Source organism: Streptomyces sp. NPDC024555 (assembly GCF_055559335.1).
On sequence record NZ_JBVHKV010000006.1, the window covers coordinates 415,585 to 431,819 of the forward strand.

15 protein-coding genes are annotated in these 16,235 nt (G+C 72.7%); 10 read left to right on the forward strand and 5 right to left on the reverse strand.

The features are described from left to right. Nucleotides 1-15: 15 nt before the first annotated feature. The gene (locus ACZ4FH_RS13340) at nucleotides 16-900 is read right to left on the reverse strand and encodes an NAD(P)H-binding protein (protein ID WP_467304424.1); all 885 of its coding nucleotides are present in this window, start codon (nucleotides 898-900) and stop codon (nucleotides 16-18) included. Between the two features lie 141 nt (nucleotides 901-1,041). On the opposite strand from ACZ4FH_RS13340, the gene ACZ4FH_RS13345 reads away from it, so the two are divergent. Both ACZ4FH_RS13345 and ACZ4FH_RS13350 read left to right on the forward strand, forming a co-directional pair. Beyond that, on the forward strand, nucleotides 1,042-1,761 hold the full coding sequence (locus ACZ4FH_RS13345) for a TetR/AcrR family transcriptional regulator (RefSeq protein WP_467304426.1): 720 nt from the start codon (nucleotides 1,042-1,044) through the stop codon (nucleotides 1,759-1,761). 288 nt (nucleotides 1,762-2,049) lie between these two features. Next, a complete protein-coding gene (locus tag ACZ4FH_RS13350; RefSeq protein ID WP_467304427.1) occupies nucleotides 2,050-2,712 on the forward strand; it encodes a biliverdin-producing heme oxygenase in 663 nt (220 codons plus the stop codon). Between the two features lie 42 nt (nucleotides 2,713-2,754). On the opposite strand, the gene ACZ4FH_RS13355 is transcribed toward ACZ4FH_RS13350, so the two are convergent. From ACZ4FH_RS13355 to ACZ4FH_RS13365, 3 genes are all read right to left on the reverse strand, one after another. Continuing rightward, complete coding sequence (locus tag ACZ4FH_RS13355; RefSeq protein ID WP_383632441.1) at nucleotides 2,755-3,426, reverse strand: PhzF family phenazine biosynthesis protein; 672 nt, start codon at nucleotides 3,424-3,426, stop codon at nucleotides 2,755-2,757. Nucleotides 3,427-3,517: 91 nt separating this feature from the next. Further along, nucleotides 3,518-5,059: an HtaA domain-containing protein gene (locus ACZ4FH_RS13360; RefSeq protein WP_467304428.1), complete on the reverse strand. Its 1,542-nt coding sequence runs from the start codon at nucleotides 5,057-5,059 to the stop codon at nucleotides 3,518-3,520. A gap of 118 nt (nucleotides 5,060-5,177) precedes the next feature. After that, on the reverse strand, nucleotides 5,178-6,611 hold the full coding sequence (locus ACZ4FH_RS13365) for an HtaA domain-containing protein (protein ID WP_467304429.1): 1,434 nt from the start codon (nucleotides 6,609-6,611) through the stop codon (nucleotides 5,178-5,180). Between the two features lie 135 nt (nucleotides 6,612-6,746). On the opposite strand from ACZ4FH_RS13365, the gene ACZ4FH_RS13370 reads away from it, so the two are divergent. The 7 genes from ACZ4FH_RS13370 (at nucleotide 6,747) to ACZ4FH_RS13400 (ending at nucleotide 14,237) form a co-directional block, all read left to right on the forward strand. Continuing rightward, complete coding sequence (locus tag ACZ4FH_RS13370; protein WP_467304430.1) at nucleotides 6,747-7,805, forward strand: heme/hemin ABC transporter substrate-binding protein; 1,059 nt, start codon at nucleotides 6,747-6,749, stop codon at nucleotides 7,803-7,805. Further along, nucleotides 7,802-8,908: a FecCD family ABC transporter permease gene (locus ACZ4FH_RS13375; RefSeq protein WP_467304432.1), complete on the forward strand. Its 1,107-nt coding sequence runs from the start codon at nucleotides 7,802-7,804 to the stop codon at nucleotides 8,906-8,908. The genes ACZ4FH_RS13370 and ACZ4FH_RS13375 overlap by 4 nt, the downstream gene beginning before the upstream one ends. Then, entirely contained in the window at nucleotides 8,905-9,744 is an 840-nt protein-coding gene (locus tag ACZ4FH_RS13380; RefSeq protein ID WP_467304433.1) for a heme ABC transporter ATP-binding protein, read from the forward strand. The genes ACZ4FH_RS13375 and ACZ4FH_RS13380 overlap by 4 nt, the downstream gene beginning before the upstream one ends. A 189-nt stretch (nucleotides 9,745-9,933) precedes the next feature. Further along, nucleotides 9,934-11,070: an iron uptake system protein EfeO gene (gene efeO, locus ACZ4FH_RS13385; RefSeq protein WP_467304434.1), complete on the forward strand. Its 1,137-nt coding sequence runs from the start codon at nucleotides 9,934-9,936 to the stop codon at nucleotides 11,068-11,070. Nucleotides 11,071-11,095: 25 nt separating this feature from the next. Next, nucleotides 11,096-12,358 carry an iron uptake transporter deferrochelatase/peroxidase subunit gene (gene efeB / locus ACZ4FH_RS13390; protein ID WP_467304435.1) on the forward strand — a complete coding sequence of 421 codons (1,263 nt, stop codon included), beginning with the start codon at nucleotides 11,096-11,098 and terminating at the stop codon, nucleotides 12,356-12,358. Between the two features lie 30 nt (nucleotides 12,359-12,388). After that, nucleotides 12,389-13,372 (forward strand): iron uptake transporter permease EfeU, encoded by a 984-nt coding sequence (efeU, locus tag ACZ4FH_RS13395; protein WP_467304437.1) that lies wholly within the window; start codon nucleotides 12,389-12,391, stop codon nucleotides 13,370-13,372. Next, complete coding sequence (locus ACZ4FH_RS13400) at nucleotides 13,305-14,237, forward strand: SCO2278 family lipoprotein (RefSeq protein WP_467304439.1); 933 nt, start codon at nucleotides 13,305-13,307, stop codon at nucleotides 14,235-14,237. Before efeU ends, ACZ4FH_RS13400 begins: the two co-directional genes overlap by 68 nt. Nucleotides 14,238-14,286: 49 nt before the next feature. Here the strand turns inward: ACZ4FH_RS13400 and ACZ4FH_RS13405 are convergent, their stop codons facing one another. Next, a complete protein-coding gene (locus ACZ4FH_RS13405) occupies nucleotides 14,287-15,033 on the reverse strand; it encodes a bifunctional DNA primase/polymerase (RefSeq protein WP_467304441.1) in 747 nt (248 codons plus the stop codon). 268 nt (nucleotides 15,034-15,301) lie between these two features. Between ACZ4FH_RS13405 and ddaH the strand changes: the two genes are divergently transcribed. Then, nucleotides 15,302-16,129, forward strand: coding sequence for a dimethylargininase (gene ddaH, locus ACZ4FH_RS13410; RefSeq protein WP_383632471.1), 828 nt, complete (start codon nucleotides 15,302-15,304; stop codon nucleotides 16,127-16,129). The last annotated feature ends 106 nt before the right edge of the window (nucleotides 16,130-16,235 follow it).

Sequence of the window (16,235 nt, forward strand, 5' to 3'; positions counted from 1 at the left end):
ACCCCGACCGCCCGATCACGGCCGCGGCGCCGACGCGGCTGTCAGCACCTCCCGGCACCACTGGCGGAAGCCGGTGGGGGCCGGGACGGTCAGGGCCCGCCATTCGGGCGCGTAGATGCCGTCGTCCTGTGCGGCCGCCATGTCGAGCAGCCCCTGGGCCCAGGCGGGGTTCATCCCGTACCGCGTCAGCGTCGCGCGGTACTCCTCGGCGTCCGGCCGCTCGAAGCGGACCGGGCGCTCCAGGACCTCCGACAGCACCTCCGCCATGCCGTCGGGGGTGAGGGAGTCCGGGCCTATCAGCGGGACCGTCTCCTGCCCGCTCCAGGAAGCGTCGGCGAGAAGGCGGGCGGCCGCCGCGGCGATGTCGCGGGTGGCGACGAGCGGCAGCGCCCGGTCGGCGGCGACCGGCAGGGAGAGCACGCCCCGCGTCCTGAGCGCGTCCGCCTGGTGGAGCAGGTTCTCCATGAAGAACGGCATGGCCAGGGACCGGTAGTCCACCCCGGTCGCCTCGATCGCCTCGTCCATCGCGAACGCGGCCGACAACTGCCCGGCGGGCGCCCCGTATCCCCGGCCCAGGCTGCTGACCCCGACGACGCGCCGGACCCCCCGGTCCGTCAGAGCCGCGCAGGCCGGGCGGGTGAAGCCGAGGTAGTGCTCCCGGATGTCGCCGGCGCCCGGGTCCGGCGGGACCAGCCAGAGCACACTGCCGGCACCCTCGAACGCCTCCCCCAGCACCGCCGGATCGCGGTGGGAGCCCCGGACGATCTCCACGCGCTCACGCGCCTCCGGGTCGAGACGGGCGGGATCACGGACGATCACCCGCACCTTCCGGCCCTCGTCGAGCAGCAGGCCGAGCACCTGGCGGCCGATCCGGCCGGTGGGAGCGGTAAGAACGATCACGGGTGCCTCCGAAATGCGCAGGGCTGCGGTGCGGAACGGCCCGCCCGTCGTCGCCGACGATCCGCCGTTTCCACCGTTAACGATTTCACGCTAACACCGATACCACAAGGCGCTAACAGCGTTCCGTTATCATCGGAAACCATGGAGACCGAGCGCCCCGCCCCCGCCGAGAGCAACCGCCAACGGATCATCGCCTCCGCCACCCGACTGCTGGCGGAGGAGGGACGCGAGGCGGTGTCGACGCGCGCCGTCAGCGCCGCGGCGGGCGTCCAGGCGCCCACCATCTACCGGCTCTTCGGTGACAAGCAGGGCCTGCTCGACGCCGTCGCCGCCCACGGCTTCGCGAGCCATGTCGACGAGAAGGCCGCCATGGAAACCACCGGCGATCCGGTGGAGGACCTGCGCAGAGGGTGGGACTTCAACACCGAGTTCGGGCTGGCCAATCCGGCCCTGTACACCCTGATGTACGCCCAGCCCAGCCCCGGCACCCCCTCCACCGCCTCCACGGCCGCGCTGGAGATCCTCGGCGCCCACATCCACCGGATCGCCGAGGCCGGACGCCTGCGGATCGACGAGGCGCGCGCCACCCACCTGGTGCACGCCGTGGGTGGCGGCACCACCCTCTCCCTCATCGCCACCCCCGAGGACGACCGGGACCTGAGCGTGTCCCATCTGGCCAGGGAGGCCGTCATCGCCGCGATCACCACCGAGGCCCCCGCCTCCCCTCCCCCCGGACCCGCCGCCGCGGCCGTCGCCCTGCACGCCCTCCTCCCCCGGACCGGCGCACTGACCGCCGGCGAACGCGCCCTGCTCACCGAACTGCTCGACCGCATCTCGACCACCCCCGACGAGACCGCCTGACGCCCCACGACAGACGCCGACGCCCGTCGAGACCACCCGACAGCAGAACCCGCACCACCACCACCCGGCACGAGCGCCCGACTCCACCACCCAACGAGGCGGAACAGACGGAAGGGCCGCGCAGCCGCACGTCCATTTTTCCCGACAGCACGTCGGCAAGCGGTTGACTTAGGTAAGCCTAAGTAGGAAGATCGACGCACCGGCAGGCGTCGCGGCAGTCCCGCGCGACGGGCCGACATATCCCACTCTTTCTGGACTTCCCGTCCCCTTCGGCCCCGGAGGCCCGCCTTGGACGCAACCGCTACCGCCACGCCCTTCTCGACGCTGATCCGCACCGCGTCGCACGAGCAGCACACCGAGGCGGAGACCACGACCTTCATGGGCGATCTGCTCGGCGGGCGGCTCGGGGTGGACGCGTACACCCGCTACACCGAGCAACTGTGGTTCGTGTACCGGGCGCTGGAGGAGGGGGCCCAGGAGCTGGCCGGTGACCCGGTCGCCGGGCCCTTCGTCCGGCCGGAGCTGATGCGCACCGCCGAGCTGGAGCGCGACCTCGCCCATCTGCGGGGCGCGGACTGGCGCGAGGGCCTGGAGCCGCTGCCGGCCACCGCCGCGTACGCCGCCCGGGTCGCCGAGTGCGCGCGCACCTGGCCGGCCGGGTACATAGCCCACCACTACACCCGCTACCTGGGCGACCTGTCGGGCGGTCAGATCATCCGGGACAAGGCGGAACGGACCTGGGGCTTCGCGCGCAAGGGCGACGGGGTGCGGTTCTACGTGTTCGAGGAGATAGCCAACCCCGCCGCCTTCAAGCGCGACTACCGCGAACTGCTGGACGCGGTCGACGCGGACGATCTGGAGAAGCAGCGGATCGTGGACGAGTGCAAGCGCGCGTTCGCGCTGAACACCGCCGTGTTCCGGGAGCTGGGCGAGGCCTTCCGCGCCGCCTAGGCCGGGTCCCGGTCCGGACCGCCCGGACCGGGTCCCGATCGATCAGCCGTGGTGGGCCAGTACCACCCTGCCGCCGATCTCCACCGTGCCGTCCGGCGCCGGTGCGGTGAGGATCTGGGAGCCGCGGCCCTGTGCGATGTTGAGCGCGCGACCGAGTTCCGCGCTCAGCAACAGGGCCGCGGCTCCCGTCGCTTCGTCCTCCGCGATTCCGTCATCCCTACGGGGGAACGCCCGAGCCCGCACCCGGCCCGCCGCCTCGTCCTCCCACGCCCAGGCGTACAGCCAGCCCTCGCCCGGCGGCGGGGCCGGCAGCGCGTCGACCTCGGCGGCCGAGGCGTACCGCTCCAGCCGGCGCGGGGGTGCCCACTCGGGGCGGGCGGTGATCCAGGTGAACTCCCCGTCGTGGCGGGCGAACACCTCCCCCACCCCCAGCTCCAGGATCTCCAGATCGAGCAGCCAGGCCGCTCCCACCACGGGATGTCCGGCGAACGGCAGCCGGAGACCTGGGGTGTAGATGTCCAGATCGCCGCGTTCCGGGTCGTCCACGAACACCGTCTCGCTGAAGCCGAGTTGCCGGGCGAGCTGCTGCCGGGAGGCCTGGTCGGGGTAGCCGCGCCCGTCGCGCACGACGCCGAGGGCGTTGCCGTGCCGTCCGTCGGGGCCGCAGAACACGCGCAGCACATCGGTGCCGGCGGGTACGTCGTAGTGGTTCACGTCCGCATTCAAGCACCCGTCCGGGCACCGGTTCCTCCTGAGGACCGGTGCCCGGACGGGTCGCTCCGCGTGGGGAGACGGGCCGGACGGGTCAGACGGTGCGACGGCGGCGCGCGACGACGACCGCTCCGGCACCGGCCGCCACGATGACGCCCGAGGCGGCGAACAGGGCGCCGGCCGGGAGGTCGGAGCCGGTGGAGGCGAGGGCCCCGGAGCCGCCGACCGTGCCCGCGCCGCCCACGGTGCCGCCCACGGTGCCGCCGGTGGACGAACCGGAGTTCGTGGTCGTCCCGCCCGTGGAGCCGCCGGTGGACGGCAGGGTCGCGTCCTTGTCGAGGGCGACCGCGACGGTCAGCGCGTCGAGCTGCTCGCCCGCCTTGTACATCCCGCCGAACACCTTGGCCGCGCCGTCGGCGGTGAGGGTGGCGGGCACGGCCGAGAGGGTCACCACGCCGTTCTTCGCGGTGAGTCCGCCGGCGGGCAGCCTGAGGTCGGCGACGGTCAGCGCGGTGTACGTGGACGTCTTGCCGGTGGCCCGGTCCTTCGCCGTGACATCGGCGACGAGGCGGCCCTTGGTGCCCTCGGCCCGGATCTCCAGTCCGGTCAGCGCGAGGTCGAGGGCGTAGCTGCCGTTCTCCTCGTGGCCGAGGAAGCGGACCTTTCCGTCGAAGGAGGCCGTGAGGGTCTGCTTCCCGGCGTCGAACCGACCGGTGGCGTCGGGGAAGCGGTAGCCCTGTCCGGTCGCGGTGGCTCCGGCGGTCGTCTCGACGCGGCCGTGCGCGATGGGGCCCGTGACGTACGAGCGGAAGGAGGACTTCACACCCCAGTCCAGGGTACCGTCGACGATCTCGCCCTGGGAGGCGGGGCGGCCGGTGGCCGTGGCGGTGCTCGTCGGGGTGGGCTTCGGGGTGGACCCGGTCGGCTCGGTGGTGGGCTTCTCCGTCGGCTTCGTGGTGGGCTTCGTGGTCGGATCGGTGGGCTTCGTGGTCGGCTTCTCCGTCGGCTCGGTCGGGGCCTTGACCGCCGTGACGGTGAGCGTGGCGGGGTCGAGCACCTCCCCTTCCTTGTACTGGCCGTTGAAGGCCTCGGAGCCCGCCTTGGTGAGCGTGGCGGGGATGTCCTTGAAGACCATCGCCCCGCCCGTGCCCTGGCCCGGCCGGACGGCCGAGAGGTCGAGGTCGGCGACGGCCACGTCGTTCGCGGTGCCCTGCGGGGTCGCCACATCGGCGGTGATCGCGCCGCCGGTGCCGCTGGTGGAGAGCTTGAGGTCGGAGAGCGTGATGTCGAGGACGCCGCCGTGGGCCGAGAAGTTGACGCTGCCGTCGAAGGCGGTGTCGGTGCCGTGGGTGGTGAGGTCGTAGGTGCCCTTGCCGTTGCCGAAGGTGAAGACGCCGTTGGAGGCGGCCTGGGTGGCGCCGTCCTTGACCGTGATGGTGCCGGCGGCGCCGATGTACTTGCGGAAGGACTCCTTGAAGCCCCAGTCCAGCGTGCCGTCCTTCAGTTCCATCGTGGAGGCGGCCGCGGCCTCCTGCGTGGACGGGGCGGCGAGCGCCGGCAGGGCGAAGACGGCGCCGAGGGTGGCGGCGGTCGCGACGGCTGCGGCAAGGGCGATGGGGCGGCGGGTGGCTGCCATGGTCGGGGGTCTCCTCAGGGGTGGAACAGGTATCGGGGGAAGGGGGATCGGGATGGGGATGGGGGTGGGGGTGGGGACGGTGTACGGGGATGTGACGGGGTTACGGATACGGAGGGGGTCAGGAACCGGGGGGTGTGGGGGGCGTGGGGTCTGTGGTGGGGCGGTTGCGGCGGACCAGGACGAGCACCCCGGCCGCGACGGCGGCCAGGACTCCGGCGCCGCCGAGGACCGCGTACAGCCCGGTGCGGGAGCCCTCGTCGGGCGCGGCGGCCGCGGCCGGGGCGGTGCTCGCGGGGGCCGCGGTGCCGGGCTCGGCCGAGGGGGCCGGCTCGCTGCCCAGGTCGGGGAGGGCGGGCAGCTTCGCCGAGGCCTCGACGGCCACGGCCAGGGAGACCGGGTCCATGGCAGTGCCCGCCGTGTAGAGCGAGCCGAAGGCCTTGGCCCCGCCGGAGGTCAGGGTGGCCGGGGCCTCGGTGAGGACGGCGAGCCCGTTCTTCGGGACGAAGTCCTCGGCGGTGAAGGTGACCAGCGGGACGGCCCTGCTGGTGGCGTCGTCGGTGCGGACGTCCGCGCTCAGCGTGCCCCGGCCCGCCTTCACGGCGACCGTGAACCGGGACAGCGTCAGATCGAGGCCGCCCGCCCCGGTGAAGCGGACGCTGCCCGCGAAGTCCGCCGCCAGGGTCCCCCTCGCGGGGTCGTACGTACCGGTGCCCTTCGGGAAGCGGAAGAGCGCGCCGCCGTCCTGGGCACCGCCGGACAGCGTCCACTTCCCCTGTCCGATCGAGCCGGTGACGTACTCGCGGTAGGTGCGGCGCACGCCCCAGTCGACGGCGGCGTCCTCGATACGGCCGGCCGCGGCGGTCTTCTTCGGCGCGGCGCTCGCGCCCTTCCCGGACGGTGAGGAGGACGGGGACGGCTTCGCGGCCGGGCCCGTGGTGTCCACCGAGAGGCTGACCGGGTCCAGCGGCGTCCCGGCCGTGTAGTAGCCGGCGAAGGCCTGGGCGCCCCGCGCGGTCAGCGTCGCCGGAACGTGGGTGAGGGCGACGGGAGTGGAGCCGCCCCGCATGTCGATGCCGCCCAGGGAGAGGGTGGCGAGCGGGACCTGGGCGGCGGAGGTGACCCGCCCGCTCCCCCGGTCCCTGCTCGTCATGTCGGCGTAGATCGTGCCGCCGCCGCCCTGGATGCGGACGGTGGGGCGGCTGATCGTGAGGTCGAGTTCGTACGAGCCGTCCGGCTTGCGGTGGCCCGTGAAGTGGACGCCGCCCGAGAAGCCGGAGCGGAACGCGCCGCTCGCCGGATCGTAGGAACCGGTCGCCGAGTGGAAGCGGAACTGGCCGGCGCCGACCGTGGCGGCCCCGCCCGTCAGGCTCCAACTGCCCTGCGCGATGGGGCCCGTGACATAGCTCTGGAACGAGGACTTGATGCCCCAGTCCAGCCGCCCGCCCTGCACCGTACGGGCCGCGGCCTGCGCGGTCGTGGCCGGGAGCAGGGCCCCGGCGACAACCCCCACGAGCGCGACCACCAGGGCGCGGACAGCACGGAACGACGGCATGGGGACCCCTCCGAGGGCTAGAAAGTCAGGTAAGGCTAACCTAAGGTATGGACATCCTGTGCTGGTACCCCCTTCCAGCACATTCCTCGCAAACCACTGCCAACTGCACGCCATGGAACGACAGGACGGTGCCCCGTGCGCTTCTCGCAGGACTTCGCCCCACCGGGACGCGTACGCGGTGCCGCCCGCGCCGCCGCGCTCGCCGCGGCGGCCGTGCTGGTGCTGGCCGGGTGCGGGGGCACCGGGGCCTCCTCGGCGCGGACGGCGGGCGCCGGGGCCTCCGCGAGCGCCGCGGCCGACCGGGTCGAACCGCTGGACGCCACCCCCGAGCCCCGGCTCCCGGTCACCGTCGACTCCGCGGACGGCAAGCGGACCACCGTGGCCTCGGCCGACCGGATCGTGCCGCTGACCGGCGGACTGAGCGAGATCGTGTTCACCCTCGGGCTCGGCGAGCGGGTGGTGGCCCGGGACGTCACCGCCACCTTCGAACAGGCCGCGAAGCTCCCCGTGGTGACACGGGCCCATGACGTATCGGCGGAGAGCGTGCTGTCGCTGCGCCCCACCGTCGTGCTCGCCGAGACCACGACCGGACCGGCCGAGGCCATCGGCCAGATCCGGGACGCCGGGATCCCGCTCGTCGTGATCGACCCCGCGAAGGACCTCTCGGACGTGGGGAGCCGGATCACCGCCGTGGCCGCCGCCCTCGGCGTCCCGGACGCCGGCACGGCGCTGGAGCGGCGCACCGAGGAGCGCATCGACGCCGTGCGCGACACCGTGCCCGCGCCGGCCGACGGGGCGGCGAAGCCCCGGGTCGCGTTCCTCTATCTGCGCGGATCCGCCTCCGTGTATCTGCTGGGCGGCCGGGAGTCCGGGGCGAGTTCGCTGCTGGAGGCGGCCGGCGCCGTCGACGCGGGCAAGGCCTCCGGGCTGAAGAAGGACTTCACCGCGATCACCAGCGAGGCGCTGGCCAAGGCCGCCCCCGACGCGATCCTCGTCATGACCAAGGGGCTCGAATCCGTCGGCGGGACCGACGGGCTGGTGAAGATCCCGGGCGTCGCGGAGACCCCCGCCGGAATGGACCGGCGGATCGTCTCCGTCGACGACGGGGTGCTGCTTAACTACGGGCCGCGCACCGACCGCGTACTGCGCGAACTGATCGCCCAGCTCTACCCGGAGAAGGGAGCGGCCCGATGACCGCCCCCTGCGAAGCCCCCCTCGCCAAGGACGCCGCACCGGACCCCGTACCGGCCGGCGAAGCGCCCCGGGCCCGGCGCTCCACGGCCGTCCCGCTCACCGCCGCCCTCGTCGCCGCACTGCTGGTGTGCTGTCTGCTCTCCGCCGGGCTCGGCGCGTACAGCATTCCGCTCGGGGACGTCCTCGCCTCCGTCCAGCACCGGATCGGGCTCGGCGGCCACGCCCTGGACCGGGTCGGCGAGAGCGTCCTGTGGAACGTACGGCTGCCCCGTGTCGTCCTCGCCCTGCTGGTCGGTGCCTCGCTCGGCTGCGCCGGGGCCCTGATGCAGGGCGTGTTCGGCAATCCGCTCGCCGAGCCGGGGGTGATCGGGATCTCCTCGGGCGCGGCGGTCGGCGCGGTCGCCTCGATCGCGCTCGGGCTCAGCTTCTTCGGCAACTGGACCGTGACCGTCTGCGCGTTCGTCGCCGGACTGTTCACCGTCCTGCTGGTGTACGCGCTGTCGCGGTCCGGCGGCCGGACCGAGGTGGTCACGCTGATCCTCACCGGCATCGCCGTCAACGCCTTCGCGGGGGCGCTGATCGGGCTGTTCATCTTCTTCGCGGACAACGCGCAGATCTCCCAGATCACGTTCTGGCAGCTCGGTTCGCTGGCCCAGGCCACCTGGCCGAAGGTCCTGGCGGTGCTGCCGTGCGCGGTGCTGGGGCTCGCCGTCGCGCCGTTCCACGCCCGCCGGCTGGATCTGCTGGCGCTCGGCGAACGGCCCGCCCGGCACCTCGGGGTCGACGTCGAACGGCTCCGCGTGGTGCTGGTGCTGGTGGTGGCGCTGCTGACCGCCGCCGCCGTCGCGGTCGCGGGGATCATCTCGTTCGTCGGGCTGCTGGTGCCGCATCTGCTGCGGATGGCGAACGGCCCGGGGCACCGCTTCCTGGTCCCGGGCAGCGCGCTGGGCGGCGCGCTGGTGCTGGTGGCCGGGGACCTCGCGGCCCGGACCGTCGCCGACCCGGCCGAGCTGCCGCTCGGCGTACTGACCGCACTCCTCGGCAGCCCGTTCTTCTTCTGGCTGCTGCGCAGGACCCGTCGCAAACAAGGTGGTTGGGCATGAGAACGCTGCGGAACCCCTTCACGGCGCGCCCCCGGCGGCTGCCCGCCCCGGCCTCCCCCGGGGCGGCGGTGGCCGAGGCGCGCGGGCTGCGGGTCCGGCTCGGCGGCCGGCCGGTGCTGGACTCCATCGATCTGACGGCCCGTGCGGGCGAGGTGCTGGCGCTGGTCGGTCCGAACGGGGCCGGGAAGTCGACGCTGCTGGCCGCGCTCGCCGCCGATCTGCCCGCCGAGGCCGGCACGGTGCACGTCGACGGCCGCCCCGTCACCGACTGGTCCGCACCCGAACTGGCCCTGCGCCGGGCGGTGCTGCCGCAGTCCGCCGCGCTCTCCTTCCCGTTCCCGGTGGAGGACGTCGTCCGGATGGGGCGGGCGCCCTGGGCCGGGACGGACCGGGCCGACGAGGACGATCCGGCGGTCCGCGCGGCGATGGCGGCCACCGAGGTGACCGCCTTCGCGGACCGCCCGTTCTCCGCGCTCTCCGGCGGTGAGCGGGCCCGGGTGGCGCTGGCCCGGGTGCTGGCGCAGCGCGCCCCGCTGCTGCTGCTCGACGAGCCGACCGCCGCGCTCGATCTGCGCCATCAGGAACTGGTGCTGCGGATCTGCCGGGAGCGTGCCGCCGCCGGGGACGCGGTGGTGGTGGTGCTGCACGATCTGGGTCTCGCGGCGGCGTACGCGGACCGGGCCGCGGTGCTGCACGACGGCCGGATCGCGGTGGCGGGCCCGCCCGCCGAGGTGTTCAGCGGGGAGCTGCTCGGCGCGGTCTACCGGCAGCCGGTGGAGGTGTTCCCGCACCCCCGGACCGGGGTGCCGCTCGTCGTACCGGAACGGGCCTCTTGACCATCGCTTGACCTTTTGCGGGCTCGCTCATGGGTCGACCGTGATCCCGCCGTTCCTGTGGGTCTCCAGTGAGAGCTGAATCACTGCGGAGGGGGGTATCAGTCAGGTAAGCCTCGGTTAAGTTAGGTCCGCCTCACCCGCCTTTGTCCGACCCGCCGTTCCTCCCTTCGTCCCCCCTGTGGAGTTCGCATGCGAGCCGTTCGTCTCTCCGTCGCCACCGCCGCCGTCACGGCGGCGGCCCTGACCGCCGTCACGGGCTGCTCCGCGAAGAGCGACGGCAAGGGCGAGGGGGCCGTCCAGGTCGTCGCCAAGGACGACGCCTGCGAGGTGTCGAAGACGAAGCTGCCGGCCGGCCATGTCGAACTGGCCGTGGAGAACAAGGGTTCCAAGGTCACCGAGGTCTACGTCCTCTTCCCGGACGACCGCATCGTCGCCGAGCGCGAGAACATCGGTCCGGGCACCAAGGCCACCATCACCGCCGAGATCAAGGCCGGTTCGTACGAGATCGCCTGCAAGCCCGGGATGAAGGGCCACGGCATCCGGCAGAAGATCGAGGTCAGCGGCGGCAAGGCGGCCAAGCGCAGCCCCGAGATGGACCGGGCGGTGGCCGCGTACCGCACCTATGTCCAGGCCCAGGCCGACCAGACGCTGCCGAAGGCCAAGGTCTTCACGGACGCCGTCGCCGCCGGGGACATCGAGGCCGCGAAGAAGGCGTACGCCGACTCCCGTATCGGCTGGGAGCGCACCGAGCCGGTCGCCGAGTCCTTCGGTGACATCGACCCGAAGGTCGACGTCCGCGAGGACGGCCTGGAGGACGGCCAGAAGTGGACCGGCTGGCACCGCCTGGAGAAGGCGCTGTGGCACGACAAGAAGCTGGGCGCCGAGGAGAAGGCCCTCGCCCCCGCCCTCTACAAGGACCTGGTCGACTGGCAGAAGCGCGTCGGCACCGCGGACATCACCCCGACCTCCATGGCCAACGGCGCCAAGGAACTCCTCGACGAGGTCGCCACCGGCAAGGTGACCGGTGAGGAGGAGCGCTACAGCCACACCGACCTGGCCGACTTCAAGGCCAACGTCGAGGGCGCCGAGCAGTCCTACCAGCTGCTCAAGGCCATCGCCGCGAAGAACGACGCGGAGCTGACCGCCACCCTGGACAAGCGGTTCGCGGAGCTGAACACGCTGCTCGACACCTTCCGCGCGGACAAGACGTCGTACGAGTTCACCTCCTACGACAAGGTCGGCAAGGCCGACCGCAAGAAGCTGTCCGACGCGGTCAACGCCCTGGCCGAGCCGCTGTCCCGGCTCGCCGCCGCGGTGACGAAGTAAAGCGGACCGGAAGAGGGGGCCCGGGATGACCGGTCAGGCCGAGGAGAACTCCGCCGCGTCCACCGCTCCGTCACGCCGGGCCGTGCTCGGCTGGGGCGGTGCGGGGCTGGCGCTCGGCGCCGCCGTGGCGGGCACCGCCGTGGCCGCGGTGCGCTCCGACGACACTCCCGTCGCCGCCGCGGAGAGCGGGGCGGCGGTGCCCTTCCACGGGCCGCACCAGGCCGGCATCGCCACGGCCGTCCAGGACCGGCTGCACTTCGCCGCGTTCGACGTGACGACGAAGGACCGCGCCGACCTGATCGCGCTGCTCAAGGAGTGGACGCGGGCGGCGGAGCGGATGACGGCCGGCCACGCGGTCGGGGACGGCGCCTTCGGCGGACTGCCCGAGGCGCCGCCGGACGACACGGGCGAGGCGCTGGGGCTCAAGCCGTCCCGGCTGACGCTGACGATCGGCTTCGGCCCCTCGCTGTTCGCCAGGGGCCGGTTCGGGCTGGAGGACCGGCGGCCGGACGCGCTCGTGGACCTGCCGAAGTTCCCGGGCGACAATCTGGACGCGGCGCGCAGCGGCGGCGATCTGTGTGTCCAGGCCTGTGCGGACGACCCGCAGGTGGCGGTGCACGCGATCCGCAACCTGGCCAGGATCGGCATGGGCCGCACCGCGATCCGCTGGTCGCAGCTGGGCTTCGGCAAGACCTCGTCCACGACGCCCGACGCCCAGACCCCGCGCAACATGATGGGCTTCAAGGACGGCACCCGGAACATCTCCGGCACCGACACCGCCGCCCTGGACCGCCATGTGTGGGTCGGCGCGAAGGACGGCGCCGACTGGATGACCGGCGGTTCCTATCTGGTGGCCCGCCGGATCCGGATGCACATCGAGACCTGGGACCGGGCCGGACTCCAGGAGCAGGAGGACGTGTTCGGCCGCGACAAGGGCGAGGGCGCCCCGGTCGGGAAGGCGAAGGAGCGCGACGAGCCGTTCCTCAAGGCGATGCTGCCGACCGCGCACGTACGCCTGGCGCACCCCGACAGCAACGGCGGTGCCGAGATCCTGCGGCGCGGCTACTCCTTCACCGACGGCACGGACGGCCTCGGCCGGCTCGACGCCGGACTGTTCTTCCTCGCCTACCAGCGCGACACCCGCAAGGCGTTCGTCCCGCTGCAACGGCGGCTGGCCGCGCACGACGCGCTCAACGAGTACATCCAGCACGTGGGTTCGGCGCACTTCGCCGTCCCGCCGGGCGTCCGCGACACGGACGACTGGTGGGGCCGGGCGCTGTTCTCGTAACGGGACTCGAAGCGGAAAGGGAACCGAGACGTGTTCAGTAACTTCCTGATCGGACTGCGCGAGGGGCTGGAGGCCAGCCTCGTCGTCTGCATCCTCATCGCCTACCTGGTGAAGACGGGCCACCGCGACAAGCTGGCACCCATCTGGATCGGTGTGTCCATCGCGGTCGTGGTCAGCCTGGCGTTCGGCGCGGGGCTGGAGTTCGGCTCGCAGGAGATGACGTTCAAGGCGCAGGAGGCGCTGGGCGGTTCGCTGTCCATCGTCTCGGTGGGCCTGGTCACCTGGATGGTCTTCTGGATGCGGCGCACCGCGCGGCACCTGAAGACGGAGCTGCACGGCAAGCTGGACGCGGCCCTCGCGATGGGGACCGGGGCACTGGTCGCCACGGCGCTGCTCGCGGTGGGCCGCGAGGGGCTGGAGACCTCGCTGTTCGTGTGGCGCGCGGTGCACGCGGCGGACGACGGCTGGCATCCGATGATCGGGGCGCTGCTGGGCATTCTCGCGGCCGTGGTGCTGGGGTGGCTGTTCTACCGGGGCGCGCTGCGGATCAATCTGTCGAAGTTCTTCACCTGGACCGGCGGCATGCTGGTCGTGGTCGCCGCGGGTGTGCTGGCGTACGGCGTGCACGACCTCCAGGAGGCCGAGTTCCTGGGCGGTCTGCAGAACCGGGCGTTCGACATCAGCGGGGCGGTCCCGCCGGACAGCTGGTACGGCACGCTGCTGAAGGGGACGTTCAACTTCCAGCCGGATCCCACCGTTCTCCAGATCACGGTGTGGGCGCTGTATCTGGTCCCCACCCTCGCGCTGTTCCTCGCCCCGGTAGGGTTCGGACGGTCAGGGAGCCCTGCTGTGGGGGCGACGGATCAGAAGGCGCGGAAGTCAACGGATGAGAAGCCTGAGGCCGGTTCGGCCGGCAACGGGGCTCGCGGCGGCGATAGTGCTGTGCATGACGGCGAGCGGGTGCGTGACGGTGCACGGCGAGCTGGAAGTCGTTCCGGCGGCGACGCGGTCTGAGGCCGCGCAGGCCCTGAAGGCCTTCACCACCGCGTACAACGCGGCGGACAAGGCCTACGACCCCGCACGGGACGAGAAACAGGTCACCGGCGCCCTCGGTGCGATCAACCAGGCCGGGCTGACGGCCCGGCACAAGAACAATCCGGACGGCAACGCGAACCACCGTCCGCTGGAGCTGACCGACGCCCGCTACGTCATTCCGCAGAAGGCGGGCTGGCCCCGGTGGTTCCTCGCGGACACCGATTCCAACCGGGACCGGGACGAGGGGGCCCAGGACACGCGCTGGCTGATCGCCTTCGTCAAGTCCGGCCCCCGCCAGGGGTGGAAGGCCGCCTATCTGGCGGTCGTCGCCCCGTCCCGGATCCCGGAGGCGGCGAAGGACGGCGACGGCAGGGCCACGCCGGTCGCGGCGGACGGCGCCGGTCTCGCCGTCGCCCCGCGGGACCTGGGCACGAAGTACACCGGGTACCTCCAGGAGGGCGCCCCGGACGTCTTCGCCCCGGGCACCTCGACCTCGGCCTGGCGCGCCGCACGGCTGAACACCCGGCGGGCCGGGTTCTCCTTCCAGTTCCGCGACCAGGCGCTGGACAGCGGGACGTACGCGCCGCTGGGCCTGAAGACGAAGGACGGCGGCGCGCTGGTCTTCTTCACCAGCAAGCACTTCGAGCGGCAGACCGCCGCGCAGGGCCTGCGTCCGGAGGTCAGCCCGGACGTCTCGGCGCTGCTGACCGGCGAGGTGAAGAGCACGCTCACCAAGGAGCGGGTCTCCAGCCAGCTGGTCTACATACCGAAGAAGGGCGCCGGTGACGGCAAGGTCGTCATGCTGAACCGGCTGGCGGGCCTGATCGCGGCCAAGGGTTCCTGAATGCCGTGAGGGCCCGTCCGGGCGGGCCCTCACGCGCACGGTGTGCGGGTCAGCGGCTCAGCGGCCAGGCCACCGATTCGTGGTCGACGTCGCTCTGCCCGGCGGATCCCACGAAGCGGGCGCAGGCCTCCGTCAGGGTCTCCAGCAGGGTCAGCGGGTCCGGCAGCGGGTGCTCGGGGCCGCGCAGCCACTGGACGTCCAGCTCACCGGGGAGCGTGGCCGGCGGCAGGAGCACGTAGCTGCCGCGGCAGTGCCAGCGCAGTCCGGGGTGCTCGTCCATCGTCTCGGGGTGGCAGTCCAGCTCGCACGGCCACCACTCGTCCTCGTCCTCGGGCGTGCCGCGGGTCGCGGTGAAGAAGAGCATCCGGTCGTCGCCGGAGCGGGCCACGGGGCCGACCTCGATGCCGGCGGCCAGCAGGTTCTCCAGGGCCTGGGCGCCGGCGTCCAGCGGGACGTCCAGGACGTCGTGGATCATGCCGGTCGCGGTGATGAAGTTGGCCTGCGGCTGATTGCGGGCCCAGCGCTCGATCTGTGCCCGGTCGGTGGTGGACTGGGTCTGCCAGGCGAAGGAGACCGGATGCCGGGCGGGGGTGGGGCAGCCGATGCGTTCGCACGAACATCGGTAGCCGACCGGATGGGCGGCGGGCGCGATCGGCATCCCGGCCTCGGCGACGGCCAGGAGCAGTGCCACCCGTGCGGTCCCGTCGACATCGCTCGCGGGCGGTTTGGGCCGTCGGCGCAGCCACTGGGAAAACCTGCTCTCCGAGCCGCGACCGCGACTGAAATCGGCGCCCATCTATCCCCTTACCTCTACGTTGCCCCTGCCCATGGTCCCACCATCCTGCGCCTCGGGTGGCCAGAGTTCCGAAGCGGGGTACGCCGCCTCCTGCCCCGCCATGACCGTTGGCCTCACATTTGTCAGGGAATGGGCGGTCAGGGACCACCCGATCGGTTCACTGTGCGGGGCCCCGGAACGGGCGCACCATGGGCTCACGCACACACCCGTGCGACGCACCGGCCGCAGCGGCCACCATTGCCGCGCGACGATCCGTGAGGAGGCCCCGTTGCCTCGTTCAGCCCGACCCCGCCGCTATCTGATGTGCGCCCCGGCGCACTTCCGGGTGACGTATTCCATCAATCCGTGGATGGACCCCAGTAAACCCGTCGACCTGCCGCTGGCCCGGACCCAGTGGGAGGACCTGCGCGACCGCTACCGTGCGCTCGGCCACACCGTGGAACTGCTCACACCCCGCCCGGACCTCCCCGACATGGTCTTCGCGGCCAACGGGGCCACCGTGATCGACGGCCGGGTGCTCGGGGCGCGCTTCGCCTACCAGGAGCGGTTCCCCGAGGCCGCCGCCCACCGGGACTGGTTCCGGGAGCACGGTTTCGCCGAGATCCATGAGCCGGAACACGTCAACGAGGGCGAGGGCGATTTCGCGGTGACCTCCTCGTACGTCCTGGCGGGGCGCGGATTCCGGTCGAGTCCGCTGGCCCACGACGAGGCGCAGGAGTTCTTCGGGCGGCCGGTGATCGGTCTCGATCTGGTCGATCCGCGCTACTACCACCTCGATACGGCACTGTGCGTGCTGGACGACGGGAGCGACGAGATCATGTACTACCCGGACGCGTTCTCGCCGGGCAGCCGGTCCGTGCTGGCCCGGCTCTTCCCGGACGCGCTGCTCGCCACCGGGGCGGACGCGGCCGCCTTCGGGCTGAACGCGGTGAGCGACGGGCTCCACGTGCTGCTGCCGCAGGCCGCGACGGGCCTGTTCGACCCGTTGCGGGAGCGCGGTTTCGCGCCGGTGCCGATGGATCTGGGCGAGCTGCTCAAGGGCGGCGGCAGCGTGAAGTGCTGTACGCAGGAGCTGCGCGGTCCGGGCCTGCTCTAGGGCGTGTCCGTAAAGTCCCGCCTGCTCGGCGACGCCTGGCACGCACGCTCGCCGCGTTGTCGGGTCGCCCCGATACATCCAGTATCGGGGCGACCCTCCGCCTTGC